Origin of the sequence: Streptomyces sp. HUAS TT11, assembly GCF_051553595.1 — a bacterium.
GTDB lineage: Bacteria > Actinomycetota > Actinomycetes > Streptomycetales > Streptomycetaceae > Streptomyces.
Window position 1 is genome coordinate 5,267,262 of record NZ_CP196184.1, and the last position, 25,919, is coordinate 5,293,180.

The following is a 25,919-nucleotide window of genomic DNA, read 5'->3' on the forward strand; positions in this document are numbered from 1 at the left end:
CCGGGCCCCGCCGTCAGAGTTCCTTCTCGTACCAGGCCACGTCCCAGTAGCGCCCGAACTTGTACCCCACCTCGCGGTATGTGCCGATGTGCCGGAAGCCCAGGCGCTCGTGGAGCCGCACGGACGCCTCGTTGGGCTGGGCGATGCCCGCGTACGCCCGGTGCAGGTCCTGCCCGGCGAGGGACTCGAAGAGGGCCGTGTAGAGACGTGTGCCGACGCCGCGTCCCGTGGCCTGCGGGGCGAGGTAGACCGTGACCTCCACCGAGGTCGCGTACGCCGGCTTCGGCCGGAAGGCGCTGGATGTGGCGTACCCGAGAATCGTCCCGGATTCGGGATCCGTGGCAACCATCAGGCGGTACGGCCCGTCTTCAGGGTGGGAGAGCAGCCAGGGACGTCGCTCCTCCGGGGTGAAGACCGCGGTGTCGAAGGTGATGGGCGTCTTGCGCACATAGTGGTTGTAGAGGTCGGTGAGGGCCGCGAGGTCGCTCTCGACTCCCGGCCTGACCTGCACCTCTCTGAACTCGGACAGCATCCGGCCTCCCTGGTGGCGGGACAGGGTACTGCATGATCAGAAAAATTGAGGTGCCCGCTGGGAATTCTGTCCTGATTCCAGTCGTTGTTTCCATCGGATGCAGGGCACCCGGGAGGGTGACCGAAGCGTCACAGGACCATCCGCCAGCCCACCATCGCAAGGGAGCACGCATGGCAACCCGTGCCGTCGCCCGTCGCAAGTCCGCCGAGAGCGAGACCGTCGACGCGGCTAACAGTGTTCGCGCCCATGGCGGCGAGATCGCCGATCGCGACCTGGTCGGCATGTACCTCGACGAGATCGCGCGCACGCCGCTGCTCGATGCCGCGAGGGAGGTCGAGCTGTCCCAGGTCATCGAGGCGGGTGTGTTCGCGCGCCAGATCCTCGACGGGGAGGAGAAGGCGAAGGCCGAGGCCACCCGTGAGGAGCTCGAGGCCCTGGTCGCCGACGGCGAGCGGGCCAAGGACATCTTCATCCGCTCGAACCTCCGGCTCGTCGTCGCCGTGGCGCGGCGCTACCCGCGCAGCGGTCTCCCGCTGCTCGACCTGATCCAGGAAGGCAACGCGGGCCTGGTGCGCGCGGTCGAGAAGTTCGACTACCGCAAGGGCTTCAAGTTCTCGACCTACGCGACCTGGTGGATCCGTCAGGCGATCACCCGGTCCATCGCCGACCAGTCCCGGACCATCCGGCTGCCCGTGCACCTGGTCGAGGAACTGGGCCGGATCCGCCGTGTCCAGCGGGAGTTCAACCGTGAGCACGGGCGGGACCCCGAGCCGGCCGAGATCGCGGCGGAGTTGGACTCCTCGGCGGACCGCGTCAGCGACGTCCTCGACTGGGCCCGTGACCCGGTCTCCCTGAACATGTCGGTGGACGACGAGGGCGAGACCCAGTTCGGCGACCTGCTGGAGGACACGTCCGCGGTGTCCCCGGAGCAGTCGGTGCTCACACTGCTGCGCAGCGAGGAACTGGACGACCTGATCGGACGGCTCGACGAGCGGACGGCCTCCATCATCAAGATGCGGTACGGCATCGAGGACGGCCGGGAGCGCACGCTCACGGAGGTCGGCAAGGAGCACGGACTGACGCGCGAGCGCATCCGGCAGATCGAGAAGCACGCGCTGCTGGAGCTGAAGAAGCTCGCACGGCAGACGGGCTTCGACGCGGCGGCCTGACGGCTTCCGCCCGGGCGGCGACGCGGCCCGGGCGGCCCGCCGCGCCGCACGGACTTGGCGCGTTCCGTCGCTTCAACCCGCCGGGTCCGGGGCACAAGACCTCCAGGTCCCGCACGGCACGGGCCGTGACGAGCGGCCCCACGAGCCGAGTCCCGACGCACCTCCCCCCGGTGCCGGGGCTCTCCCGAGCCGGGCTTCGGCGCCACTCCCCCCTGGCGCCGGGGCCCGGCTCTTTTGCCACCCCCCGCCGCGGGCGGCACAGAGCAACGGGCCGCCCCGGACCTGAACCCCGGGGCGGCCCGGAACGGCAGATTGTGCCACAGCGGCATAACCTGCCGTCGTGACCGGCACCAAGCGTATGACCGGGGCATCCTCCGGCCGTACGGCGCAAGAACCCGAGGCCATGTCGCTCACCGAGCGACGCAAGGCGGCGACCCGGATGGAGATCGCCCGAGCCGCGGCAGCGCCCTTCATGGCCGACGGCCTGCGCGCCACCCGTGCGGAGGACATCGCGCGCGCCGCCGGGGTCGCACCGCGCACCTTCTACCGGTACTTCGCGACCAAGGAGGAGGCGCTCGCCCCACTGTTCTCGACGGGTGCGCACCAGTGGTCGCAGGCCGTCCGCGACGCCCCCGCGTATCTCTCCGTCGCCGAGGCCCTGCACCACGCGGTGGTCCACACCCTGACCCCCGGCGCCGGAGTCTCCGCGAGGTCCCTCGAGTGGGTGCGCGCCCTGCTGCGCCTCACCGGCACCGACCCCGCGCTCACCAAGGTGTGGGCCGAGATCTGCCAGGCGGGCGAGCGGGAACTCGCCGAGGTGCTGGCGGCGCGGACACAGGGAGGTGACGAGGCGTCGGCGGGCATCACCCCCGCTCTGCGCTTCGCCGCCGCCCTCGCCAGTGCCTCCGTGCGTGTGGCGGTGGAGAGTTGGGCCGCGGGCAACGAATCGGCCGCCGGCCCGAACGGTCCGGCCTGCCTCGCCGTCCGTAACCTGAAGGCCCTGCGGGACTTCGTGTGGGAGATCGGCTGACCGCTGCCCGCTCAGGGCCGCCGTGCCTGCGCCGCACGGCCGAGAAGCTCGCCCAGATCCCTTGTCCGCGTGACCAGTTGCTCCGGGCGATGCACCGTGAACTCGCAGCCGACCATGGCGAGCCGCACCGCGAGCCACTCCACGGAGTCGCTCGCGGCACCGCGCAGCCGGCACCCGCCCTCGCCGAGCGGCTCGGGCGCCTGGAACCAGTGCGGCAGGCGGGCGGCGACCACCTCCGCCGGAGCGGCGAAGGTCGCCTCGAACTCGTATGTCTCCTGTCGCCGGTACACCGACCGCCGCAGATACTCCGCCGCGCTCCCCGCCGGCAGTTCCCGCGGCGCGAACCGGGCACCCGTCGCCGACGGCTCGGCGACCCGGTCGACCCGGAACGTACGCCAGTCGTCCCGCTCGAGGTCGTAGGCGACGAGGTACCAGCGGCGTCCCGTCGAGACCAGCCGGTACGGCTCGGTCAGACGCCGTGACCGGGTTCCGTCCCCGGAGCGGTAGCCGAACCGCAGCCGCTCGTGGCCCGCGATCGTCGAGGCGATCACGGTCAACGTCTCGGGTGCGATGCTCGCCCCGTCACCACTGGTCAGATGAGTGGTGGCGGCCTGGAGAGTGGCGACACGATGGCGCAGCCGGGCGGGCAGCACCTGCTCCAGCTTGGCCAGGGCCCGCACGGACGCCTCGTCGACGCCCTCGACCGCATGTCCGGCGCCGGCCCGCAGCCCGACCGCGATCGCCACGGCCTCCTCGTCGTCGAGCACGAGCGGCGGCATGGCCTTCCCCGCGACCAGCCGGTATCCGCCGTCGGCGCCCTTGGTGGCCTGGACCGGGTAGCCGAGCTCCCGCAGCCGGTCGATGTCCCGGCGGACCGTGCGCCGGGAGACCCCGAGCCGCTCGGCGAGCTCGCCGCCGGGCCATTCGCGCGGGGTCTGGAGCAGGGAGAGCAGCTGCAGGAGCCGGGCGGGAGTGTCGGTCGTCATGAATCCGAGGATGCCGTAGAACTAGGACACGATCCGACCTAATGGGGTCCTAGCGTCGGGCCATGACCTCCACCGAGAGCACACTCAGCAGCGCCGCGGCCGGCGGCGGCGCGGGCGACCGACGGCGTTGGTTCGCGCTCGCCATCGTGATGACCGCGGCCTTCATGGACCTGGTCGACGTCACGATCGTCAACATCGCGATTCCGTCGATCCAGCGGGACGCGGGCGCTTCCTTCAGCCAGATCCAGTGGATCACCGCGGGGTACGCGCTCGCCTTCGCCGCCGGTCTCATCACCGGCGGCCGGCTCGGCGACATCCACGGGCGCAAGCGCCTCTTCCTGATCGGCATAGGCGGCTTCACGCTCGCCTCGGCGCTGTGCGGCTTCGCGGCGAATCCGGAGATGCTCGTCGCCTCGCGGATCCTGCAGGGCGCGATGGCCGCGCTGATGGTGCCGCAGGTGCTGTCGATCGTGCACGCCACCTTCCCGGCGCACGAGCGGGGCAAGGTCTTCGGCCTCTTCGGCGCGATCGTCGGCCTCGGGGCCGTCTCCGGGCCGCTCCTCGGCGCGCTGCTGACCGAGTGGAACCTCTTCGGCCTCGAGTGGCGGCCCATCTTCCTGATCAACCTGCCGGTCGGTGTCGGTGCCTTCCTTCTGGGCCGGCGCTTCATCACGGAGTCCCGGGCCCCGCGGGCCCTGCGCCTCGACCTCGTCGGCGTCGCCCTGGTCACGCTGGGTCTGCTGATGCTGCTCTACCCGCTCACACGCGGCCGTGAGCTGGGCTGGCCGCTGTGGGGGTATGCGTCGATGGCGGGAGCGCTCGTCGTCTTCGCGGTGCTCGTGGCCTACGAGAGGCACAAGACCCGGCGGGACGGCTCCCCCCTGGTCGAACTCTCCCTCTTCCGTGTGAAGAGCTTCGCGGCGGGCATCGCGGTGCAGACGGTCTTCGGCGTCAGCCTCGGGATCTTCTTCCTGGTGTGGACGCTGTACATGCAGGTCGGCCTGGGCTGGAGCGCGCTGCGGGCGGGCCTGACGGGTGTGCCGTTCTCGCTCGCGGTCTCCACCGCGGCCGGGATGTCCGTGCAGAAGCTGGTCCCGCGCTTCGGCCGCAAGGTGCTTCAGGCGGGCGCGCTGGTGATGGCGGTGGGTGTGCTCCTCTACATCTGGGAGTCCGACCGGTACGGCCTTGCCATAGCGTCCTGGCAGATGGCCCTGCCGCTCGTGGTGATGGGGGCCGGAATGGGGCTCATCGTCGCCCCGCTGACGGACGCGGTCCTGTCCGACGTGCCGCAGGAGCACTCCGGTTCGGCCTCCGGCCTCATCAACACGGTGCAGCAGATGGGCAACGCACTGGGTCTCGGCCTGGTGTCGGTGGTCTTCTTCGGGCGGATCGCCGACCGCTTGGCCCCGGCGCAGACGGGACCGGCCTTCGTACACGCCTTCCAGTACGCGCTGGGCTGGGTGGCGGCCGTACTGGGTGTGATCTTCCTGCTGATGTTCGCCCTGCCGAAGCGTCCGGCGCAGCACATGGAGGGGGCGGCGGACACGGCGGCGGAGCCGGCCGGGGAGCCGGAGCCGGTGCTCGTCCCCTGAGCGGTGGTCGTCCCCCGAGTAGGTGGTCGACGGCGCCCGGCGGTCGCGTTCTGCGCGAGACCGCCGGGCGCCGCCGCGTGCGGCGGCACAGCCCTCCACAGGGGTCCAGGGCCCGTTTGTGTCCGGGTCCATGCCCGAACCCGTTTACTTTTCAGCAATCCAGACGTAGCCTCCCAGAGAAACCACACGTTCGGGCACGAGGCGGAGGCGAACGGACATGTACGCACCGGAGCGGCAGCAGGAGATTCTCCGGCTCGCCCGTGACGGCGGGCGGGTGGACGTGGTGTCCCTGGCCGAGGAGTTCCAGGTCACGGCCGAAACGATCCGCCGCGATCTGAAGGCCCTGGACCGAGCCGGCCTGGTGCGCCGGGTGCACGGCGGTGCCATACCCGTCGGACGCCTGGACTTCGAACCGGACCTCGCCGAACGGGAGTCCACCGCGGCCGACGAGAAGGACCGGATCGCGAAGGCGGCCCTCGCGGAGCTGCCCGGCGAGGGCACGATGATCCTCGACGCAGGCTCGAGCGTCGCCCGGCTGGCCGGCGCCATCCCCCTGGACGCGACGCTCACGGTGGTCACGCACAGCCTGCCCACGGCGGCCCGCCTCGCGGACCACCCCGGCATCCAGCTCCATCTGGTGGGAGGACGCGTACGGCACCGCACGCGCGCCGCCGTGGACGCCTGGGCGCTGCGCGCGTACGGCGAGATCCGCGCCGACGTCGCGTTCATCGCGGCCAACGGCTTCTCCGCCGATCACGGACTGACCACGCCCGATCTCGCCGAGGCCGCCGTCAAGCGCGCCGCGATCCGCGCCGCACGCCGCGTGGTGCTGCTGGCCGACTCCTCCAAGCACGGTCAGGAGCACTTCGCCCGGTTCGGCGAGCTCGGCGACGTGGACCTGCTCATCACCGACAGCGGGCTGAGCCCCGAGGACGCCGCCGCGATCGAGAGCGGCGGCACGGAAGTAGTGCGCGCATGATCCTCACCGTCACCCCGAACCCGTCCCTCGACCGCACCTACGAGGTCCCGTCCCTCGGCCGCGGTGAGGTCATCCGCGCCACCGGCGAGCGGATGGACCCGGGAGGCAAGGGCGTGAACGTCTCGCGGGCGGTCGCGGCCGCCGGGCGGCGCACGGTCGCCGTCCTGCCCCTGGGCGGAGCGCCGGGTGCGCTCGTCGCCGACCTGCTGCACGCACAGGGCATCGAGGTCGCGCCCGTCCCGATCGCCGGGGCCACCCGCTCCAACATCTCGGTCGCCGAGCCCGACGGCACTCTCACCAAGATCAACGCACCCGGTCCCGAGCTCTCCGCCGTCGAGGCCGAACTCCTGCTGGAGACGGTCCGCGAGCAGTACCGCGCGGCCGAGACCGGCTGGGTCACCTGCTGCGGCAGCCTCCCGCGCGGCCTGGCCCCCTCCTGGTACGCGGACCTGGTGGCCCGCGCCCACGCGGCCGGGGCCCGGATCGCGCTGGACACCTCGGGGCCCGCCCTGCGGGCGGCGTTGCGGGAGCGCCCCGATGTGGTGAAGCCGAACGCGGAGGAACTCGCCGAGGCCGTCGGACGGCCGCTGGCCACGGTGGGCGACGCGGTGAAGGCCGCCGAGGAACTGCGCCAGCTGGGCGCGGGCGCCGTGCTGGCAAGCCTCGGTGCGGACGGCCAACTGCTCGTCTCGGCCGACGGGGTGTGGTTCGGCAGCGCGCGCGTCGACGTCGTACGCAGCAACGTCGGCGCAGGCGACGCCTCCCTGGCCGGTTTCCTGATCGCCGGCGGCAGCGGCCCGCAGGCGCTGGCCTCCGCCGTCGCCCACGGTGCCGCGGCGGTCCAGCTGCCCGGCAGTGTGATGCCGACCCCGGCCGATCTGGACCCCTTCGCCGTGACGGTCACGCCGGAGGTACCCGTGGACCGCGTTCTCACGGAGCCCGTGTCATGAGCGGCTGTCCCGCACCCCCCGAACCGCGGCGGGAGCCGACCACTCCCACCGCCACCCGGAGGCGGGTATCCCCCGGCCACCCGGCCGTCCCGCCCTCCGCCGTACCACCCCACCGCATTCCCGTCCCCACCACCGCCCATGAGACCTCCCGGGCGATACGCGTGCGAAGGAGCCCGCGATGAGCGAGATGATCACCGCGGACCTGGTCGATCTCGACCTGTCCGCCGAAACCAAGGAGGCGGCGGCACGCGCCCTCGCCGAGCGGATGGTGACCGAGGGCCGGGTGACCGACCTGGACGGCTTCCTCGCCGACGTCGCGGCACGCGAGGCGCAGATGCCGACCGGGCTCGACGGCGGCATCGGCATCCCGCACTGCCGCAGCGAGCACGTCACCGAGCCGACACTCGCCTTCGGGCGCAGCGCGCGGGGCATCGACTTCGGCGCCCCGGACGGTCCGGCCGACCTGATCTTCCTGATCGCCGCTCCGGCGGGCGCGGACGACGCCCACCTGACGATCCTGTCCTCCCTCGCCCGCCGGCTCATGAACGCCGAGTTCACGTCCGCGCTGCGGGCCGTGGACGACGCGGCGGCCGCGGCGGCACTCATCCGCGGGGACGAGGCGCCTGCTGCCGAGGCCGCGTCGTCCGAGGAGACGGCCGCCTCCGACGCCGCGGCGGACGGCACGGCCCCTGTCACGGATGCGCGCGCCGAAGGCGGGACCGTCCCGAAGTCGGGCGCCGTCGAACGGCCGTTCCGGATCGTCGCCGTCACCTCCTGCCCCACCGGCATCGCGCACACCTACATGGCCGCCGAGTCGCTGGAGAACGCGGGCCGTGGAGCGGGCGTCGAAGTCGTCGTCGAGACTCAGGGGTCGGCCGGATTCACCCGGCTCGACCCGGCCGTGATCGCGGCGGCGGACGGCGTGATCTTCGCCCATGACGTCCCCGTACGGGACAAGGAGCGCTTCGCCGGGAAGCCGACCGTCGACGTCGGGGTGAAGGCGGGCATCAACCGCCCCGCCGAGCTCATCGCCGAGGTGCGCGGCAAGGCCGCGCGCGGCGAGGTGACCGCTGCCGCCGCTGCGGGTACGCCGGTCGAGCGTTCCGGTGACGCAGGCGAGGGCTACGGCACCAGGCTGCGCAAGTGGTTGATGTCCGGCGTGAGTTACATGGTGCCGTTCGTCGCCGCGGGCGGTCTGCTCATCGCCGTCGGCTTCGCGATCGGCGGCTACAAGATCAACAAGGCGCCGTCGGTCATGGACCACTTCGTGTGGACCCAGGCGGACAGCTGGGGCGCGCTGCTGTTCCAGATCGGCGGGGTGGCCTTCAACTTCCTCATCCCGGTCCTGGCCGGCTACATCGCCTACGGCATGGCGGACCGGCCGGGCCTTGTGCCCGGCTTCGTGGGCGGCTCGATCGCGCTCACCATCAACGCGGGCTTCCTCGGCGGTCTGGTGGCCGGTCTGCTCGCGGGCGGTGTGGTGATGGCGATCCAGCGGGTCGAGATCCCCCCTGCGCTGCGCGGCATCATGCCGGTGGTGGTGATCCCGCTGATCTCCTCGGCGGTCGTCGGGTTCCTGATGTTCGTGGTCGTCGGCAAACCCATCGCCTCCGCGCAGAAGGGCATGACCGACTGGCTGAACGGCCTCTCCGGCGCCAACGCGATCCTGCTCGGCACGCTGCTGGGCCTGATGATGTGCTTCGACCTGGGCGGACCGGTCAACAAGGTCGCGTACACCTTCGCGACGGCCGGGATCGCGGTCTCCGACCCGAGCGACTCGGCGATGAGGATCATGGCCGCGGTAATGGCCGCCGGTATGGTCCCGCCGCTGGCGATGGCACTGGCGACGACCGTGCGCGGCAGGCTCTTCACACAGACCGAGCGGGAGAACGGCAAGGCCGCCTGGGTGCTCGGCGCCTCCTTCATCTCCGAGGGCGCCATCCCGTTCGCCGCGGCCGACCCGCTGCGCGTGATCCCCTCGTCGATGATCGGCGGTGCGGTCACCGGCGCCCTGTCGATGTCCTTCGGCGCCACCCTGCGCGCTCCGCACGGCGGCATCTTCGTGGTCCCGCTGATCGGCAACCCGTTCCTCTACCTGGTCGCGATCGCCGCCGGTGTGTGCGTGACCACGGCCCTGGTGGTCGTCCTGAAGGGAATGCGCAGGCAGAGCCCCGAGGGCGCCGCGAAGGACGCCCCGGGAGCGGCGGCAGCGGCCCGCGAAGCGGCGCAGCAGCCGGTCGCCGCCTGACCGCTCGGCCATCGTCACGCGGGTCGGCCGCAACCCCTCCGACGGGGTTGCGGCCGACCCGCGTTGGGCGGGTTGTGGACGCGGCGTCGCCCCGCGCGGCGAGGGACCCGTTGCGGGGTGTCCGTTGCGACCGCTCTGAGCGCTTCGGGGCACTCGTCGCATCTGCGATATGCGTCACGGTCCAGGGCCAAAAGCCCGGATCGTGGTGTCTACTTGGGGCATGCCTGCCGACACGTCGATCTTCCAGCTGCTGGGTGTGCCCCTGCTCGCCCTGGCGAGCGCAGTCTGGATCGTCTGTGCGGGCCGCATTCTGCGCCGCCGCCGCTACGAGGAGGCCGCCCGGCGTTACCGCAACAGGCTCGGCGCTCTTCCCCGTCAGCCGAAGCAGGGCCCGGCCGTGGAATCCGTCGAACTCAGCCCGGCCGAACGTGACGCCTTCGCGGGCCTTGTGCGGCAGTTCGACGAGGGCCGCTCCTAGGCCGTCCGCCCCGGCGGCCGTGCCCGGGTCGGTCGAGCGTCGCCCCGGGTCAGCCGAGCGTCGCCGCGCGGCGCTCCATCGCCTCCCGTGCCGCCTCCTCGGACGGATACACCTCGCACATGTGCCGGCCGTCCGGCGTCGCCGTGTGCTCGACCTCCCACAGGGACACCTCGCGGCCGTCCCGCAGCAGGAACGCGTGCTCGTAGAGCGCGTAGGACAGACCTGCCTGAGCGGTCCTGGAGGGACGGCCGAAGGCCTGTGTGATCTCGTGGGCGAGGGCGGAGCCCAGCAGTAACCTCGCGAGATCGCTGTCCGGAGGGTCCGGGTTCTCCGCCCGGCGCAGCAGCCGGCGCACGTGGTCGGCCGAGTCGTCCGGAGCGTACGCATGACGGGGCTCGAGGACGGGCGAGGGCTGTACGAGCACGGGCAGCTCGAAGTCGGGGGCGTCCGGCGGCAGCGGCAGCCTGGACGTGGCGGCGCGCAGCTCCTCTTCGTCCACGTACACCTCGTGCTCCAGGTGACCGTCCGGCCCGGTGTTGTGCACGAGCTCCCACAGCGTGACCGCCGAACCGTCCGCGAGCAGCCATGTATGCCGGTAGGTCTCCCGGTGCAGCCCCGCACTGTGGTGCGCGGAGTGCAGGGAACTGTCGTACGCCAGCGCGCAGTCGAGCCGCACTATCGTCTCGTCCGGCAGCTCGAAGGAGTTCAGGGCGCGGCCGAGGAGTCGCGCGAGGTGCTCCTCCGGAGCCTCGGGCGACTCGGCTGGCTCGTACGCCGCCGTCTCGTACGGAACGCTCAAGGTTTCTCCCGGCGTCGCTGCATGTCACCTTGTGGGTGCATACCGTAGCCCCTCGGTCGGACATCATGTCCGGGAACCGAGAAAACGTACGGTGGGAAAACGGACGGGCCGCGCGGTGTGTTCCCGCGCGACCCGATCGATCGTCATGCCGTCCTGGTCAGGCGGCACTTCCCGCGGTCCAGGTGCTCCACGGGACGTTCCAGCCGTTGAGTCCGTTGTCCGGCGCGACCGTCCTGTCGGGGGAGTTCCTGACGATCACGACGTCCCCGATCAGCGAGTTGTCGTAGAACCACTTGGCGGTCGAGTCCCCCCGCGCGCCCCGTACGTCCTGCATTCCGACGCAGCCGTGGCTCGTGCCCTCACGGCCGAAGGGCGGGTTGCCCTTGTTGTACCAGTAGTTGCCGTGGATGAAGGTGCCCGAGGCGGTCAGCCGCATCGCGTGCGGCACGTCCGGTATGTCGTACTCGCCGCCCAGACCGACCGTCCTGCTGTTCATACGGGTCTGCACGAACTTCTCGGAGATCACCATCTGCCCGTTGTACGTGGTGTGCTGCGGGCTGCCCGACGAGATCGGAACCGTCCTGAGCGTCCTGCCGTCCCGTACGACCGTCATGGTCTGGGTGCGGACGTCGACCGTGGAGACCTGCGAGCGGCCGATGGTGAAGGAAACGGTCTTCTTCTGCACGCCGTGGACGCCGTTCGCACCCTCGACCCCGTCGAGGTCGATCTTCATCGTGACCTTGGACCCGGCCTTCCAGTACTCCTCGGGCCTGAAGTCCAGCCGCTGCGCCCCGAACCAGTGCCCGACGACCTGCTGCCCGCTGCTGGAGGTCACCGTGATGTGGGACTGCACGGTCTTCTTGTTGCTGATCGCCTTGTCGAAGGTGAAGGACACCGGCATCCCGACGCCGACCGTCGTCCCGTTGTCGGGCGTGTACGTCCCGATGAAGCTGTGGGCCGATGTGACCGTGGTGAATATCGAGTTGGCGGCCGCCACGCGGTTGTCCGCGTCCTTGGCCGTGGCCGAGATCTCGTACTTCGTCCCGCGCTCCAGCTGCTGCTTCGGCTTCCAGGACGTCCCGTCCGCGGACACCTCGCCGGGCACGGCCGTGCCGCCCCCGGCCACCGTCATCTTCACCTCCGTCAGCTTTCCGTCGCTGACCTTCACTCCGGTCGTGTTGATCGACGCGCCGGTCGAACCGTCCTTCGCGGAGATGACGATCTCGGCGGCCGAGGTCTTGGCGGAGTCCTGAGCACCGGCCCCGTTCTTGTTGTTGTCGGCCTTGGCGTCGCCGCCGCAGGCGGTGAGGGTCAGGGCGCCGACCATCAGGGCGGCGCAGGCCGCCAGTACGCGCCGCGCTCGCATGTCCGGCGTTGTCACGGGCTTCTCCAGATGTGTCATGGTGTGGGGGTTCCGCTCGAGTACGTGGACAAAGAGCGAATGCCACGACCACGGGTTCCCGCTCGTCGCCGTCTACGCCATCACGTGACAGAACCGGGACAATCGCCTGCCCCGGCGGCTACCGGGCGCCGTACAACTCCGTGTACGAGGGCCAGGTTCCGCCCGGTCCGTCCACCGACTCGGCGGCGCGCACCGCCCGTACGATCGCGCGCGTCACGAGCTCCGCGCCCGCCGCCAGCACCTCGTTCAGCGCGAGAGGGCTCGTGGAGTCGAGCGGACGCGTCCCGGTCGCCAACCCGAACACCGTGTCCCCGTCGGTGAGCAGATGGGCCGGACGCACGGCGCGCGCGATGCCGTCGTGCGCCACACCCGCAAGCTTCTGCGCCTGGGCCTTGCTGAGTTCGGCGTCGGTCGCCACGACGGCGACGGTGGTGTTCAGCGGGGGCTGCCGTCTGTGCGCGGCGAGCCCGGCCAGCCGCCGTCGCGCCGCGTCGTGCACGTCCGGTGCGGGATGTTCGGCCCCGCCCTCGAACAACTCCCCGTAGAGGACACCTGTTTCGGGGTCGAGCGCCGAACCGACCGCGTTGCACACGACCAGGGCGCCCACCGTGACCCCCGAGTCGAGCACGGTGCTCGCGGTGCCGACGCCGCCCTTGACGGGCCCGATCGTCGCTCCCGTGCCCGCCCCCACACAGCCCTGCGGCACCTGCGCGCCCGGCTCGCTCGCGGCGGCCGCCTCCACGGCGGCCCTGCCGACGGCCGCGTCCGGCCGGGCTGTGAAGTCGCCGCCGCGTCCCAGGTCGAAGACGCAGGCGGCGGGCACGACCGGCACCACATGCGTCGGTCCGGGCCCGACCCGCACACCGCGCCCGCGCTCCTCCAGCCAGGCCATCACGCCCGACGCGGAGTCGAGTCCGTAGGCGCTGCCGCCGGTCAGCACGACCGCTTCGACCTTCTGGACCAGGTTGCGGGGATCGAGCGCATCGGTCTCCTTCGTGCCCGGTCCGCCGCCCCGCACGTCCACCGCCGCGACCGCCCCGCCCTCCGGGGCGAGGACGACCGTGGTGCCGGTGAGCCAGCCGTCGCCGATCCGTGTGGCGTGCCCCACACGCAGACCCATGACATCCGTCAGCGCGTCAACTGTCATGGCCCCATGATCCTTCGGCATCCGCCGGTCGCCATCACCCGGGTGGGAATCCACCCGACTTGTGTCGCCCCGCGGCCCTCCACGTGCGCCCGGAGCCCGGGATCCTGCGGAGTCCGCCCGGGACACCGTGGACGTACGCTGGTGGCATGAGCACCACCCCAGCACGTGATCGGCAGGACCCGAAGCCCGACCCCAAGGACGCCCTGGTCTTCGACGACCCGCTGACCCGGCAGTCCTCGGACGACACGGACCAGGGGTGGGGCGAGCGCCCCCGCCCGAGCGGGGACAGCGCCGCCGATCTTGCGCGCTTCCTCGACGAGAAGCCGCCCCACCACCTGTGAGCGGCGTGCGCGCGATGCGGCACCGCCATCCGTGAGCGATGCCGCTCCGCCGCCCGTGGACAGGACCTAGCCGCGGCCCGGTCCCCGCTGCGCGACCAGCGTGTCGCGTATCTCCTTGAGTACCTCCAGCTCCGTCACGCCGACGACCTCCTGCGTGCCTTCCTTGGCTCTGCGGCGGGCCTCCTGGCGGGCCAGGAACCTGGCCATGGGCAGGACCATCAGGAAGTAGACGACGGCGGCCGTGATCAGGAAGTTGAGCGTGGCGCCGAGGACCGAGCCCCACAGGATGCGCACGCCCGTCGCGGTGTCACCGGTGCCCGTGCAGGGTTGCCGGAGGCAGGAGCTGTAGCTGTCCAGGCTCTTGGTGCCGAGCGCACCCACGACCGGGTTGATGACTCCCTTCACCACGGAGTTGACGATGTTGGTGAAAGCGGCGCCGATGACCACCGCAACCGCCAGATCGACGACGTTTCCCCGCATCAGGAAAGCCTTGAAGCCCTGCATGAGCCCCGGCTCCTTCTTCTCGCTCACCAGTGAGCCCCTCCTCGACTGCACAAACAGCGGAACGAACAGCTCCGCAACCTACGGCAGGGTGTCCCGTGCCTGTCCAGTCCATGCCGGGTGAATCGGAATCCGCGCTCGGGGGACAGGGGCCTGCGGCCGGCTCAGCACAGCGTCACCGCCAGCCGTGCGGCGGCGCCGGCACCGGCCAGCCGGGCGGCCGTGGTGCGCGGTACGGACAGCACGACCAGCGCGCCGCTGTCGGTGGGATCTGCCTCCGGCACTCGCGTGACAAGTGCCCCGGCCGCCACGACCCTCGCGCCGCCGTCACCGTCGGCGGCGATCACGTCGACCTTGGCGCCGGGCCGCAGCAACCGCACCGTGGCCCCGTCCGCGATCCGCACCGGCGCCGTCACCATCCCGACCGCGCCTCGCTCCGGCGAGGGCCCGGGCGCCGCGCGCGGATGCGCGACGGCGTCCGGATGTCCCCGCGCGTCCCCGGGGCCGCCCGGTCCTGCCGCCACGAGGGAGGCCGCCGTGACCGCCAGGCCCATGGCCACGGCCCTCCTGCGGTGCCGGACGAGGCGCCGCAGACCGTGGCATCCGCCGCGCACACGCACAGGGGCGAAGTGCGGCACAGCGCACCGGGGAGGTGTGTCCGCACGGCCCGCGAGATCCGCCTCGGGTGGGAGCGCCGGGGCATCGGCGCCCCGCTGGACCATGGAGACGTCAGCAGGGGACGGGTGACCGGGGGCGGGTCCGAGGGCCGTGCGGACAAGGCCTTCCCCGTGGGGCGGTGCCATGAGGGCTGCCCCGCGATGCGCGGGTGCGGATCCGTCCGGCGGCATGTGCACCTCGGAGCCGTCCGTGCCGACGCGCGGCACGGACGGGGCGAGGTACGAGGGATGTGGGGAGGGGGAGAACCGGGCCATGCTGACCACCACCTGCGTCGCGAGATCGGGACGCGACCAACGATGAGGCCTCGCGGCGAAATCCGCCGACGCCCGTGGACCACCGGCCGGTTGTGGACAACTCGCTCACCCGACCGTGAAGTTCCGGGCCGTCGCCGCCCCCTGCTCCGCCCCTGCCCCCGCGCCCGCCCGGCTCAGCCCTCGTCCGCAGTCGCCGACGCGGACGAGGGCTGAGCCGGGCGAGCGCAGGCACGGTCGATGCGGCCGCCGGCACGGTCACGGCAGCTCGAACCCCGGATCCATCCCGCCCAGCGCCGTCCTGCACAGGCAGTCCCGCTTCTCGTCGGCCGGCAGCGCGGCCACCGCGTCGAACAGCACGCCCCGCAGCCGGTCCACATTTCCCGCGAAGACCCTCAGCACCTCGTCGTGCGAGACGCCCTCGCCGGTCTCCGCGCCCGCGTCCAGATCCGTGACAAGGGTCAACGACGTGTAGCAGAGCTCCAGTTCACGGGCGAGTGCCGCCTCGGGATGACCGGTCATGCCCACCACGGACCAGCCCTGTGCCCGGTGCCACAGCGACTCCGCGCGGGTGGAGAAACGCGGGCCCTCGACCACCACCAGCGTGCCGCCGTCCACCGGCTCCCAGTCCCGCCCGCGTGCGGCACGCAGCGCGGCGGCACGGCCGACGGGGCAGTACGGGTCGGCGAGGGACACGTGCACCACGTTCGGCACGGTGCCGTCGGGCAGGGGGAGTCCGTCGAAGTACGTCTGCGTCCGGGCCTTCGTGCGGTCCACCAGCTGGTCCGGGACGAGCAGGGTCCCGGGCCCGAGCTCGGGCCGCAGTCCGCCCACCGCGCAGGGGCCGAGGACCTGCCGCACACCGACGGAGCGCAGGGCCCAGAGATTGGCGCGGTAGTTGATGCGGTGGGGCGGCAGATGGTGGCCGCGGCCGTGTCGGGGGAGGAAGGCGACCCGCCGGCCGGCGATCTCACCGAGGAAGAGGGAGTCGCTGGGTGCCCCGTAAGGGGTGTCGACGCGGATCTCGGTCACGTCGTCGAGGAAGGAGTAGAAGCCCGAGCCGCCGATGACACCTATCTCTGCGTTCTCCATGGCGAGCACAGTAGCTGGCCGGGAGGACACCAAGGACCCCGCCGTCGCGTGACGGCGGGGGAGCGGTCGGCCGACCCTATGCGGCGGAGCTCGAGGAGGTGCTGCCCGAGGACGAGCCGGAGTCCGACGAGGAGGAACCGGACGAGGAGGAACCGGACGACGAGGAACCGGACGACGAGGAACCGGACGACGAGGAACCGGACGACGAAGTGGAGCTCGACGAGGCGGAGCTCGACGGCTTCGACGCCGGGCTGCTGCTCGAGGAGGAGCCGCGGCTGTCGTTGCGGTAGAAGCCGGAGCCCTTGAAGACGATGCCGACCGCGGAGAACACCTTCTTCAGGCGGCCACCGCAGTTGGGGCACTCGGTCAGGGCGTCGTCGGTGAACTTCTGCACCGCCTCGAGGCCCTCGCCGCACTCGGTGCACTGGTACTGGTAGGTCGGCACTTGTCTTCCTCCTGGCACTCTCACTTAATGAGTGCTAACGACGATCTATACTGACGCATTCCTCGGGTTCAGTCCACCGAGAGCGGCACGCGGTGACCGACGCCACGTGCCACCGTGCGGCCGCCCGGGCGTGTCGTCAGCCGGGACCGCAGGGACACCAGGGTCGCCAGTGCCAGCACCGTCCCGGCCATCGGGACCAGGAAACCGGCACCGTTCCACAGCCTGTCCTCGAATTGTCCGGCAACGGTGACCGCGGCCGCCTGGCCGAGCGCCACCGCGCCGGTGAGCCAGGTGAACGCCTCGGTGCGGGCACCCGCCGGGACCAGCCCCTCGACCAGCGTGTAGCCGGTGATCAGGGACGGCGCGATGCACATGCCCACCAGGAGGCCGAGACCGGCGAGGACGAGTACCGAGTGCGCGGTCCACAGGCCCGAGGCGGCCAGCGCGAGGGCCGTGTAGCCGATCACCAGGCGGCGCTGCGGCGCGGCCTTCCAGGCGACGGCGCCGCACACGACGCCGGAGACCATGTTGCCCGCCGCGAAGATCCCGTACAGGACTCCGTTCAGGCCGGGCTCGCCGATCGACTGGCTGAACGCGGCGAGCGAGACCTGCATGCCGCCGAAGACGGAGCCGATGCCCAGGAAGGTCGCGATCAGTACCCGTACACCGGGGACGCGCAGCGCGGAGACATGCTCCACGCGCGCGTGCTTCTTCGCGGCGACGGACGGCTGGGTGCTCCTCTGTGCGGCGAACAGCAGGCCGCCGACCAGGGTCAGGGTGGCCTCGGCGAGCAGGCCCGCGGCCGGGGCGACCGCCGTGCACAGGGCGGTCGCCAGCAGCGGGCCGACCACGAAGGTCAGCTCGTCGGTGACGGACTCGAAGGCCGCGGCCGTCGTCATCAGGGGTGAGTCCTGGAGCTTCACGCCCCAGCGGGCCCGCACCATGGGGCCGATCTGCGGCACCGAGGCGCCGGTCGGGACGGCGGCCGCGAACAGGATCCACAACGGCGCGTGGGCCAGCGCCAGCGCGGTGAGGGACACGCCCGCCGCGGCGTGCACCAGGACGCCGGGAAGCAGCACGGCCCGCTGGCCGTGCCGGTCGGCGAGACGGCCGCTGTAGGGCGCGAACAGGGCCATGGAGACGCCGGTGGCCGCCGCGACGGCGCCCGCGGCTCCGTACGAGCCGGTCGTGTGCTGGACGAGCAGCACGATGGAGAGGGTGAGCATCGCGAACGGCTGACGCGCCGCGAAGCCGGGGAGCAGGAACGTCCAGGCGCCACGGGTGCGCAGCAGCTGTCCGTAGCCCGGACGGGACGACTTCGGGGTGACCGTGGATGCCACGGCCCGTGCCTTTCTGCCGCCTGGTAGCGCGGGGCGCCGAGAGCTGTCCTCATGCGCGGACTGCGGTAGATACCGGCGCCCGCTGCGGGGGCGTCCCGGCCGCCATACGGTCGCGCCAGCTCTGCGTCAGGCAGAGTTGGTTCGATCAGGTGCGCCTCGAGTGTACAGAGACGCCCGGCCGGGACCCCTGTGAAGCAGGGCACCGTGCAGCGCTCGACCTGGGATTGCCGGAGGTGTGCAGCGTCCGGACCGGGGGCTCACCGGCTGCGCCCGGGTCTCCCGTTCCCGGTCATGCCGAGCCATCCGGCGAGCTTGCCGCCCTGGCCGACCGCCCGCAGCCGCTTCTCCGCCGCGTCGCGGACCTGATCGGTGGTGACCACGAGGAGTTCGTCCCCGCGCCGCAGCTCCGTGGTCGGCAGCGGCACGAACGACTTTCCCTCCCGGACCACGAGGGTGACCGCGGCGCCGGCCGGCAGACGCAGCTCGCTGACCTCGACGCCGTGCATCCGCGAGCCCTCGGGGATCGCGACGGACAGCAGATGCCCGCGCAGCCGCTCCAGGGGCGCCGACTCGATGCCGAGATCGGAGGCCTCGGGGCCGCCGGCCAGGCGCAGCGTGCGGGCCAGCCAGGGCAGTGTCGGACCCTGGACCAGGGTGTACGCGACCACCAGGACGAAGACGATGTTGAAGATGTGGCGACTGGCGTCGACGCCGTTCACCATGGGGATCGTCGCCAGGATGATGGGCACCGCGCCGCGCAGACCGGCCCATGACATCAGCGTCTGCTCCTGCCACGGCAGCCGGAAGGGCAGCAGGCTCACCACCACGCTCAGCGGCCGCGCCACCATGGTCAGCACCAGGCCGATGACCAGGGCGGGCAGCACGTCGGCGCCCAGTTCGTGCGGGGTCACCAGCAGACCCAGCAGGACGAACATGCCGATCTGCGCGATCCAGCCGAGCCCCTCGGCGAAGCCGCGCGTCGCGGGCCAGTGCGGCAGCTTGGCGTTGCCGAGCATCATCGACGCGAGGTACACGGCGAGGAAGCCGCTGCCGTGCGCCAGCGCGCCGGCCGCGTAGGCCGCGACCGCGATGGCCATGACGGCGATCGGGTACAGGCCGGAGGCGGGCAGGGCCACATGCCGCAGGCCCCAGGAGCCCAGCCAGCCCACCGCGAGGCCGATCGCGGCTCCGACGGCCAGCTCCGCGACGATCGTCAGCAGCAGTGCGTACCAGTGCTCCACCGGGCCGGCCGCGGAGAAGGCGACGACGAGGATCACCACCGGGGCGTCGTTGAAGCCGGACTCGGCTTCCAGGGCGCCGGTCACGCGTGCGGGCAGCGGGACCCTGCGCAGCACCGAGAAGACCGCCGCCGCGTCGGTCGACGACACCACCGCTCCGATGATGAGCGACTGCCGCCACTCGAGTCCGGTCAGCAAATGCGCGCCGACCGCCGTGACGCCGACGCTCACCGCGACACCGATCAGTGCCATGGAGGTGGCGGCGGGCAGCGCCGGCCGGATCTCCTTCCACTTCGTACCGAGACCGCCCTCCGCCAGGATCACGACCAGCGCCGCGTATCCGATGACCTGGGTGAGTTCGGCGTTGTCGAAGTGGATGTCGCCGACGCCGTCCTGGCCCATGGCGATGCCGATGCCCAGGTAGATGAGCAGGCTGGGAAGCCCGCTGCGCGACGAGATCCGAACCGCTGCCACCGCGATGAGCAGAACGAGCGAGCAGACGAGCAGGAGCTGGTTGAGGTGGTGGACAGTCAGCGGCCGGTCCCTTCTCGCAGTGCGGGAGCCGCGATGCGAACGCCCCGATCCGAGCAGCTGAAGCCGGTGCGGGCTTCAGCACAACTACTTCGTTACCTTACCTAACTCTTGACGCTTTCTTGACATTCCTGCGATCTGATCGAACTTCAGTCCGGGCCGGATCCGGACTCCGCGTCAAGGCATGCCGGGCCCTGCGCCTATGGTTGCTCCAGCGCTCAGTAGAAAGCACAGCCCGCCCTGCCGCTCGTGTTAGGACAGCAAGGACAGCGATGCCCGCCAACACCAACGCCTCTTCCGGCCAGAAGCCCGGCAAGTCCGGCAGGAGGAAGGGGCGCAGAGCCCGTCTGCTTCTGATCGTCCTGGTTCTGGCCCTTGTGGGAGGTTTCGGTTACGGAGGGTACTGGTCCGTCAGCACCGTGCGAGCTTCCTTCCCGCAGACCAGTGGGTCGATCACGCTCGAGGGCCTGTCGGGCCCCGTCGACGTCAAGCGCGACGGTTACGGGATCCCGCAGATCTACGCCTCGTCCGACGAGGACCTCTTCATGGCGCAGGGCTACGTCCAGGCGCAGGACCGGTTCTACGAGATGGACGTGCGCCGGCACCTGACCTCCGGGCGCCTGTCCGAGATGTTCGGCAAGAGCCAGGTCAAGAACGACGAGTTCCTGCGGACCCTCGGCTGGGACCGGGTCGCCGAGCAGGAGTACGACACCAAGCTGTCCCCCTCGACGAAGAAGTACCTCGACGCCTACGCCAAGGGCGTCAACGCCTATCTGAAGGGCAAGAGCGGCAAGGACATCTCCTTGGAGTACGCCGCCCTGGGCCTCGTCAACGACTACAAGCCCCAGCAGTGGACCCCGGTCGACTCGGTGTCCTGGCTCAAGGCGATGGCCTGGGACCTGCGCGGCAACATGCAGGACGAGATCGACCGCTCCCTGATGACCAGCCGCCTCGGTCCGAAGCAGATCGACGACCTCTACCCGGACTACCCGTACAAACGCAACAAGCCGATCGTCCGGACCGGCCAGTACAACGAGATCACCAAGACGTTCGAGCAGAGCGGCTCCACGGGCACCCAGTCGACGACCGGCACCTCCACGGCGAACGCGTCGTCCTCGGCCCTCCAGGGCCAGCTCGCGGGCCTCTACAACGTCCTGGACAACGTTCCGACGGCCGTCGGAGTGAACGGCAACGGCATCGGCTCCAACTCCTGGGTCGTGGACGGCAAGCACACCATCACCGGCAAGCCGCTGCTGGCCAACGACCCGCACCTGTCGGCCTCACTGCCGTCCGTCTGGTACCAGATGGGCCTGCACTGCACCACGCTCTCCGGCAAGTGCCAGTACGACGTCACCGGCTACACCTTCGCGGGCATGCCCGGCGTGATAATCGGCCACAACAAGGACATCGCCTGGGGCATGACCAACTCCGGGGTGGACGTCACCGACCTCTACCTGGAGAAGCTGTCGGGCAACGGCTACCTCTACGACGACAAGGTGCGCCCGTTCACCACCCGCACCGAGACGATCAAGGTCGCCGGCGGCGATTCCAAGAAGATCGTCGTGCGGGAGACGAACAACGGGCCGTTGCTGTCGGACCGTGACGACGAGCTGGTCAAGGTCGGCAAGAAGGCGACGGTCGAGACCGCGGCGCCCGACCGCGGCGACGGCTACGGCATCGCCCTGCGCTGGACCGCCCTGGAACCCGGCACCTCCATGGACGCCGTCTTCGCGATCGACAAGGCGTCGGACTGGGACGAGTTCCGCGCGGCGTCCCGATCCTTCGACGTGCCGTCGCAGAACCTGGTCTACGCGGACACCTCGGGCAACATCGGCTACCAGCTGCCGGGCAAGATCCCGGTCCGCGGCGAGGGGGACGGCCGGCTTCCCGCACCGGGCTGGGACTCCAAGTACAGCTGGACCGGCAAGTACATCCCGCAGAACGCGCTGCCCTACGAATACAACCCGTCGCGTGGCTACATCGTCACCGCCAACCAGGCCGTGATCGACCCGAGCAAGTACCCCTACAAGCTCACCACGGACTGGGGCTACGGCACGCGCAGTCAGCGGATCGCCGACCTGATCGAGTCGAAGATCAAGGGCGGCGGCAAGATGTCGACCGACGACATGCGCCAGATCCAGCTCGACAACAGCAGTGAGATCGCCAGGCTGCTGGTGCCCAAGCTCCTCAAGATCGACGTCTCCGACAAGAACGTCCGCGAGGCGCAGAAGCTGCTGGAGGGCTGGGACTACACGCAGGACGCCGACTCGGCGGCCGCCGCGTACTTCAACGCCGTCTGGCGCAACATCCTCAAGCTCGCCTTCGGTAACAAGCTGCCCAAGGAGCTCCGCGTCAAGGGCCAGTGCCTGTGGGTCGAGCCGGCCGACAGCACCGGGCCCGCGGACGAGGACCAGAAGGTGCGCGAGTGCGGCGAGCGGGACGCGGACCAGGCGCAGCCGGACGGCGGCGACCGGTGGTTCCAGGTGGTGAACAACATCATCAACGACCAGACGAACGACTGGTGGCACCTGCCCAAGACCCGCACCCAGCAGGCCACCACGACGCGCGACGCCCTGTTCAAGCGCGCACTGACGGACGCGCGCTGGGAGCTGACCGCCAAGCTCGGCAAGGACATCGACACCTGGAGCTGGGGCCGGCTGCACCGCCTGTTCCTGAAGAACCAGACCCTCGGCACCAGCGGTCCCGGCGTGCTGCAGTACATGCTCAACCGGGGCCCGTGGAAGCTCGACGGCGGCGAGGCGACGGTGAACGCCAGCGGCTGGAACGCGGCGGGCGGCTACGGCGTCGTGTGGGTTCCGTCGATGCGGATGGTGGTCAACCTTGCCGACCTCGACAAGTCCAAGTGGATCAACCTGACCGGCGCCTCCGGGCACGCCTACAGCGCCCACTACACCGATCAGACGGACAAGTGGGCCCAGGGCGAGCTGCTGTCGTGGAGCTTCTCCAAGACGGCGGTGGACAAGAGCACCACCGACACCCTCGTGCTCAAGCCCTGATGGACGACCTGATGCGGAACCGGCCCTCCACGCGCGCGTGGAGGGCCGGTTCCGCATCAGGCGGGTTGCCGGCGGCCGGGCGGGGACTCCCGGAAGCGGCGTACGCCCGAGGGGGTCACCACCGCGTGCACCGGCCGGTCGTGCGGCTCCTCGGGGACACGCTCCACGACCTCCGTGTCGTACAGGAGCACCACCAGGGCCGGGCCCGTGCCCGCACGCTCCAGACGGGCCAGTACGCGGTCGTACGAGCCCCCGCCGCGGCCGAGCCGCATACCGCGCGCGTCGACCGCCACACCGGGCAGCAGCACGGCGTCCGCGCGCTCCACGGCCTCCGGGCCCAGACGCTCTCCGGCCGGCTCCAGGAGGGCCATCCGTCCGCCGTGCCGGACGCGTACGAGGGAGCCGGGGCCGGCGTACACGCCCCAGTCGAGGTCGTTGTCCGGCAGGAGGACCGGCAGCAGCACCCGCACGTCCCGCGCGCGCAGCGCGTCCAGCAGCGGTGCCGTTCCGGGTTCGCCGCCGACGGAGACGTACGCGGCCACCGTGCGCGCGCGGGCCAGCTCGGGCAGCTCCAGCGCCCGCCCGGCCAGTGCGGCCGCCGCCTCACGTACGTCACCGGACGTCAACCTGCTTCTCATCTCGAGGAGCCTTCGCCGCAACATTCGCTTGCCAGGCTCGGCCTGGTCTCCCAAGGGAACCACCGGTCAGTGCCCTGCCTTCCTCAATGCGCTCATATGAGAGCGAATTAACCGGAGGCACAGATTCAGTACATAGCCACCGGATATCGTTGTGGGCATGACTGAGTCGCACCCCAGGATCACCAAGGCTGTCATTCCCGCAGCAGGCCTTGGCACGCGGTTCCTGCCGGCCACCAAAGCCACCCCCAAAGAGATGCTGCCGGTCGTCGACAAGCCCGCGATCCAGTACGTGGTCGAAGAGGCCGTGTCCGCGGGGCTCGACGACGTTCTGATGATCACCGGCCGCAACAAGCGGCCCCTCGAGGACCACTTCGACCGCAACTACGAGCTCGAGTCCGCCCTCCAGAAAAAGGGCGACGCCGCACGGCTCGCGAAGGTCCAGGAGTCCAGCGACCTCGCCACGATGCACTACGTGCGCCAGGGCGACCCCAAGGGCCTCGGGCACGCCGTGCTGTGCGCCGCCCCGCACGTCGGCCAGGAGCCGTTCGCCGTCCTGCTCGGTGACGACCTGATCGACCCCCGCGACCCCCTGCTCGCGCGCATGGTCGAGGTCCAGGAGCGCAACGGAGGCAGCGTCGTCGCCCTGATGGAGGTCGCGCCCGAGCAGATCCACCTCTACGGCAGCGCCGCCGTCGAACCCACCGAGGACGGGGACGTCGTCAGGGTGACCGGCCTGGTCGAGAAGCCGGACCCCAAGGACGCCCCGTCGAACTACGCGGTCATCGGCCGCTACGTCCTCGACCCGCAGATCTTCGAGATACTCCGCAAGACCGAGCCGGGCCGTGGCGGCGAGATCCAGCTCACCGACGCCCTCCAGCAGCTCGCGCAGGACGAGAAGGTCGGCGGCCCCGTGCACGGCGTCGTCTTCAAGGGCCGCCGTTATGACACCGGCGACCGTGGCGACTATCTGCGTGCCATTGTCAGACTCGCGTGCGAACGTGAAGATCTGGGTCCGGACTTCCGGACCTGGCTTCGCAGTTACGTGACCGAGGAGATGCAGGGAATTTGAGCGCCGCCGCGACCCGCACCACCGGCCAGGACCCCCTCTGGTCGGTGGACGACCACCTGGAGGACATCCTCACCGGCATCCGGCCACTCGAGCCCATCGAGCTGCAGTTGCTCGACGCCCAGGGGTGCGTGCTGGTCGAGGACGTCACGGTCCCGGTCTCGCTTCCGCCGTTCGACAACAGCTCGATGGACGGATACGCGGTACGGGTCGCGGACGTCGCGGGCGCGAGCGAGGAGTTCCCGGCCGTCCTCACGGTGGTCGGGGACGTCGCAGCGGGCTCGGCCGGCACGATGCGGGTGGGTCCGGGCGAGGCCGCGCGCATCATGACCGGCGCTCCGCTGCCGCCCGGCGCGGAGGCCGTCGTCCCCGTCGAGTGGACCGACGGGGGTCTCGGCGGGGGTCCCGTCTCGGGGATGGAGGCCCGCAGCCTGTTCCCCGAGGGCGCCTCCGGACAGGTGCGGGTGCACCGTCCGGCCGAGGCGCGTGCGCATGTGCGGGACAAGGGCAGCGACGTGAAGGCCGGCGATCTCGCCCTGGAGGCGGGCACCGTACTCGGTCCGCCGCAGATCGGGCTGCTCGCCGCCATCGGCCGGGGCACGGTGCGGGTGCGCCCGCGCCCGCGCGTGGTCGTCATGTCCACCGGAAGCGAACTGGTCCAGCCCGACGAGGAGTTGGCGGCCGGCCAGATCTACGACTCCAACAGCTTCGCCCTCACCGCCGCCGCGCGGGACGCCGGAGCCATCGCCTACCGGGTCGGTGCCGTCGCCGACGACGCCGACACCCTCCGGTCCACCGTCGAGGACCAGCTCGTCCGCGCCGACCTGATGGTCACCACCGGCGGGGTGAGCGTCGGAGCGTACGACGTCGTCAAGGAGGCGCTCTCCTCCGTCGGGGACGAGGACGAGCCGGGCGGCGGCATCGAGTTCCGCAAGCTCGCCATGCAGCCCGGCAAGCCCCAGGGCTTCGGATCCATCGGCCCCGACCACACACCGCTGCTCGCCCTGCCGGGCAACCCGGTGTCGTCGTACGTCTCCTTCGAGCTGTTCGTGCGTCCCGCGATCCGCACCCTCATGGGGCTGCGGGAGGTGCACCGGCCCCGGGTCAAGGCCGTCCTCACCGCGGACAAGGCACTGACCTCGCCCGAGGGACGCAGGCAGTTCCTCCGCGGGACGTACGCGGACGGGCAGGTGACCCCGGTCGGCGGCGCCGGCTCGCATCTGATCGCGGCCCTCGCGCACGCGGACGCCCTGATCGTCGTGCCCGAGGACCACACGTCCGTCGAGCCGGGTGCCGAGGTCGAGGTCGTCCTCCTCGACTGACGCCCGCCCGCCCGCGGGGAGGCGCTCCAGGCCGGTCGGGTTGTCCTGTCCGGGGTCCCTTCCTGGTCGGAGGCCCCGTTCACCGGACCTTGCTCCGATGATCGCGTCCCCGTGGCGGTACCGTGTCGCGCACAGCAGCCCCGCGCG

At 71.2% G+C, this 25,919-nt stretch carries 23 protein-coding genes; 11 read left to right on the forward strand and 12 right to left on the reverse strand.

Annotation, left to right across the window (positions count from 1 at the left end; genetic code table 11):
* Positions 1-13 precede the first annotated feature (13 nt).
* Positions 14-532: a GNAT family N-acetyltransferase gene (locus tag ACSHXN_RS23620; RefSeq protein ID WP_355141675.1), complete on the reverse strand. Its 519-nt coding sequence runs from the start codon at positions 530-532 to the stop codon at positions 14-16.
* 170 nt (positions 533-702) lie between these two features.
* Here ACSHXN_RS23620 and ACSHXN_RS23625 point away from each other — a divergent pair, with 170 nt between their 5' ends.
* Together ACSHXN_RS23625 and ACSHXN_RS23630 are read left to right on the forward strand one after the other, a co-directional pair.
* Positions 703-1,701: a sigma-70 family RNA polymerase sigma factor gene (locus tag ACSHXN_RS23625; protein WP_355141677.1), complete on the forward strand. Its 999-nt coding sequence runs from the start codon at positions 703-705 to the stop codon at positions 1,699-1,701.
* 439 nt (positions 1,702-2,140) lie between these two features.
* Positions 2,141-2,731 carry a TetR family transcriptional regulator gene (locus ACSHXN_RS23630; protein WP_355141689.1) on the forward strand — a complete coding sequence of 197 codons (591 nt, stop codon included), beginning with the start codon at positions 2,141-2,143 and terminating at the stop codon, positions 2,729-2,731.
* 11 nt (positions 2,732-2,742) lie between these two features.
* Here ACSHXN_RS23630 and ACSHXN_RS23635 read toward each other — a convergent pair whose 3' ends face one another.
* Positions 2,743-3,717 (reverse strand): helix-turn-helix transcriptional regulator, encoded by a 975-nt coding sequence (locus tag ACSHXN_RS23635; protein WP_355141679.1) that lies wholly within the window; start codon positions 3,715-3,717, stop codon positions 2,743-2,745.
* A gap of 62 nt (positions 3,718-3,779) precedes the next feature.
* Between ACSHXN_RS23635 and ACSHXN_RS23640 the strand changes: the two genes are divergently transcribed.
* From ACSHXN_RS23640 to ACSHXN_RS23660, 5 genes are all read left to right on the forward strand, one after another.
* On the forward strand, positions 3,780-5,309 hold the full coding sequence (locus ACSHXN_RS23640) for an MFS transporter (RefSeq protein WP_356297183.1): 1,530 nt from the start codon (positions 3,780-3,782) through the stop codon (positions 5,307-5,309).
* A 217-nt stretch (positions 5,310-5,526) separates the two neighbouring features.
* A complete protein-coding gene (locus ACSHXN_RS23645) occupies positions 5,527-6,288 on the forward strand; it encodes a DeoR/GlpR family DNA-binding transcription regulator (protein WP_220293740.1) in 762 nt (253 codons plus the stop codon).
* On the forward strand, positions 6,285-7,238 hold the full coding sequence (gene pfkB, locus ACSHXN_RS23650; RefSeq protein ID WP_355141683.1) for a 1-phosphofructokinase: 954 nt from the start codon (positions 6,285-6,287) through the stop codon (positions 7,236-7,238). The genes ACSHXN_RS23645 and pfkB overlap by 4 nt, the downstream gene beginning before the upstream one ends.
* Before the next feature lie 178 nt (positions 7,239-7,416).
* Positions 7,417-9,486 carry a PTS fructose transporter subunit IIABC gene (locus tag ACSHXN_RS23655; protein WP_438303665.1) on the forward strand — a complete coding sequence of 690 codons (2,070 nt, stop codon included), beginning with the start codon at positions 7,417-7,419 and terminating at the stop codon, positions 9,484-9,486.
* Between the two features lie 220 nt (positions 9,487-9,706).
* Entirely contained in the window at positions 9,707-9,964 is a 258-nt protein-coding gene (locus ACSHXN_RS23660; protein WP_355142248.1) for a hypothetical protein, read from the forward strand.
* Between the two features lie 49 nt (positions 9,965-10,013).
* On the opposite strand, the gene ACSHXN_RS23665 is transcribed toward ACSHXN_RS23660, so the two are convergent.
* The 3 genes from ACSHXN_RS23665 to ACSHXN_RS23675 form a co-directional block, all read right to left on the reverse strand.
* On the reverse strand, positions 10,014-10,763 hold the full coding sequence (locus tag ACSHXN_RS23665) for a DUF6227 family protein (protein WP_355142250.1): 750 nt from the start codon (positions 10,761-10,763) through the stop codon (positions 10,014-10,016).
* A gap of 157 nt (positions 10,764-10,920) precedes the next feature.
* The gene (locus tag ACSHXN_RS23670) at positions 10,921-12,144 is read right to left on the reverse strand and encodes a L,D-transpeptidase (protein WP_355142252.1); all 1,224 of its coding nucleotides are present in this window, start codon (positions 12,142-12,144) and stop codon (positions 10,921-10,923) included.
* A gap of 139 nt (positions 12,145-12,283) precedes the next feature.
* Positions 12,284-13,312 (reverse strand): P1 family peptidase, encoded by a 1,029-nt coding sequence (locus tag ACSHXN_RS23675; protein ID WP_438303666.1) that lies wholly within the window; start codon positions 13,310-13,312, stop codon positions 12,284-12,286.
* Between the two features lie 146 nt (positions 13,313-13,458).
* Here ACSHXN_RS23675 and ACSHXN_RS23680 point away from each other — a divergent pair, with 146 nt between their 5' ends.
* Positions 13,459-13,653 carry a hypothetical protein gene (locus ACSHXN_RS23680; protein WP_355142256.1) on the forward strand — a complete coding sequence of 65 codons (195 nt, stop codon included), beginning with the start codon at positions 13,459-13,461 and terminating at the stop codon, positions 13,651-13,653.
* 66 nt (positions 13,654-13,719) lie between these two features.
* On the opposite strand, the gene mscL is transcribed toward ACSHXN_RS23680, so the two are convergent.
* The 6 genes from mscL to ACSHXN_RS23710 all read right to left on the reverse strand — a co-directional run bounded on the left by mscL (position 13,720) and on the right by ACSHXN_RS23710 (position 19,789).
* Positions 13,720-14,184 (reverse strand): large conductance mechanosensitive channel protein MscL, encoded by a 465-nt coding sequence (mscL, locus tag ACSHXN_RS23685; protein ID WP_355142258.1) that lies wholly within the window; start codon positions 14,182-14,184, stop codon positions 13,720-13,722.
* Positions 14,185-14,318: 134 nt separating this feature from the next.
* The gene (locus tag ACSHXN_RS23690; RefSeq protein WP_438306492.1) at positions 14,319-14,876 is read right to left on the reverse strand and encodes a hypothetical protein; all 558 of its coding nucleotides are present in this window, start codon (positions 14,874-14,876) and stop codon (positions 14,319-14,321) included.
* Between the two features lie 465 nt (positions 14,877-15,341).
* A complete protein-coding gene (locus ACSHXN_RS23695; RefSeq protein WP_355142260.1) occupies positions 15,342-16,175 on the reverse strand; it encodes an S-methyl-5'-thioadenosine phosphorylase in 834 nt (277 codons plus the stop codon).
* 76 nt (positions 16,176-16,251) lie between these two features.
* A complete protein-coding gene (locus ACSHXN_RS23700; RefSeq protein ID WP_438303667.1) occupies positions 16,252-16,620 on the reverse strand; it encodes an FmdB family zinc ribbon protein in 369 nt (122 codons plus the stop codon).
* Positions 16,621-16,688: 68 nt separating this feature from the next.
* Positions 16,689-17,960 carry an MFS transporter gene (locus tag ACSHXN_RS23705; RefSeq protein ID WP_356297521.1) on the reverse strand — a complete coding sequence of 424 codons (1,272 nt, stop codon included), beginning with the start codon at positions 17,958-17,960 and terminating at the stop codon, positions 16,689-16,691.
* A 257-nt stretch (positions 17,961-18,217) separates the two neighbouring features.
* Positions 18,218-19,789, reverse strand: coding sequence for a potassium/proton antiporter (locus ACSHXN_RS23710; RefSeq protein ID WP_355142270.1), 1,572 nt, complete (start codon positions 19,787-19,789; stop codon positions 18,218-18,220).
* Positions 19,790-20,001: 212 nt separating this feature from the next.
* Here ACSHXN_RS23710 and ACSHXN_RS23715 point away from each other — a divergent pair, with 212 nt between their 5' ends.
* Positions 20,002-22,746, forward strand: coding sequence for a penicillin acylase family protein (locus ACSHXN_RS23715; RefSeq protein WP_438303668.1), 2,745 nt, complete (start codon positions 20,002-20,004; stop codon positions 22,744-22,746).
* A 56-nt stretch (positions 22,747-22,802) separates the two neighbouring features.
* On the opposite strand, the gene ACSHXN_RS23720 is transcribed toward ACSHXN_RS23715, so the two are convergent.
* Positions 22,803-23,384, reverse strand: a complete 582-nt coding sequence (locus ACSHXN_RS23720; protein WP_383351550.1) for a 5-formyltetrahydrofolate cyclo-ligase — start codon at positions 23,382-23,384, stop codon at positions 22,803-22,805.
* 157 nt (positions 23,385-23,541) lie between these two features.
* Here ACSHXN_RS23720 and galU point away from each other — a divergent pair, with 157 nt between their 5' ends.
* Together galU and glp are read left to right on the forward strand one after the other, a co-directional pair.
* A complete protein-coding gene (gene galU, locus ACSHXN_RS23725; protein ID WP_355141873.1) occupies positions 23,542-24,453 on the forward strand; it encodes a UTP--glucose-1-phosphate uridylyltransferase GalU in 912 nt (303 codons plus the stop codon).
* Positions 24,450-25,772 (forward strand): molybdotransferase-like divisome protein Glp, encoded by a 1,323-nt coding sequence (gene glp, locus ACSHXN_RS23730; protein WP_355141875.1) that lies wholly within the window; start codon positions 24,450-24,452, stop codon positions 25,770-25,772. The genes galU and glp overlap by 4 nt, the downstream gene beginning before the upstream one ends.
* The last annotated feature ends 147 nt before the right edge of the window (positions 25,773-25,919 follow it).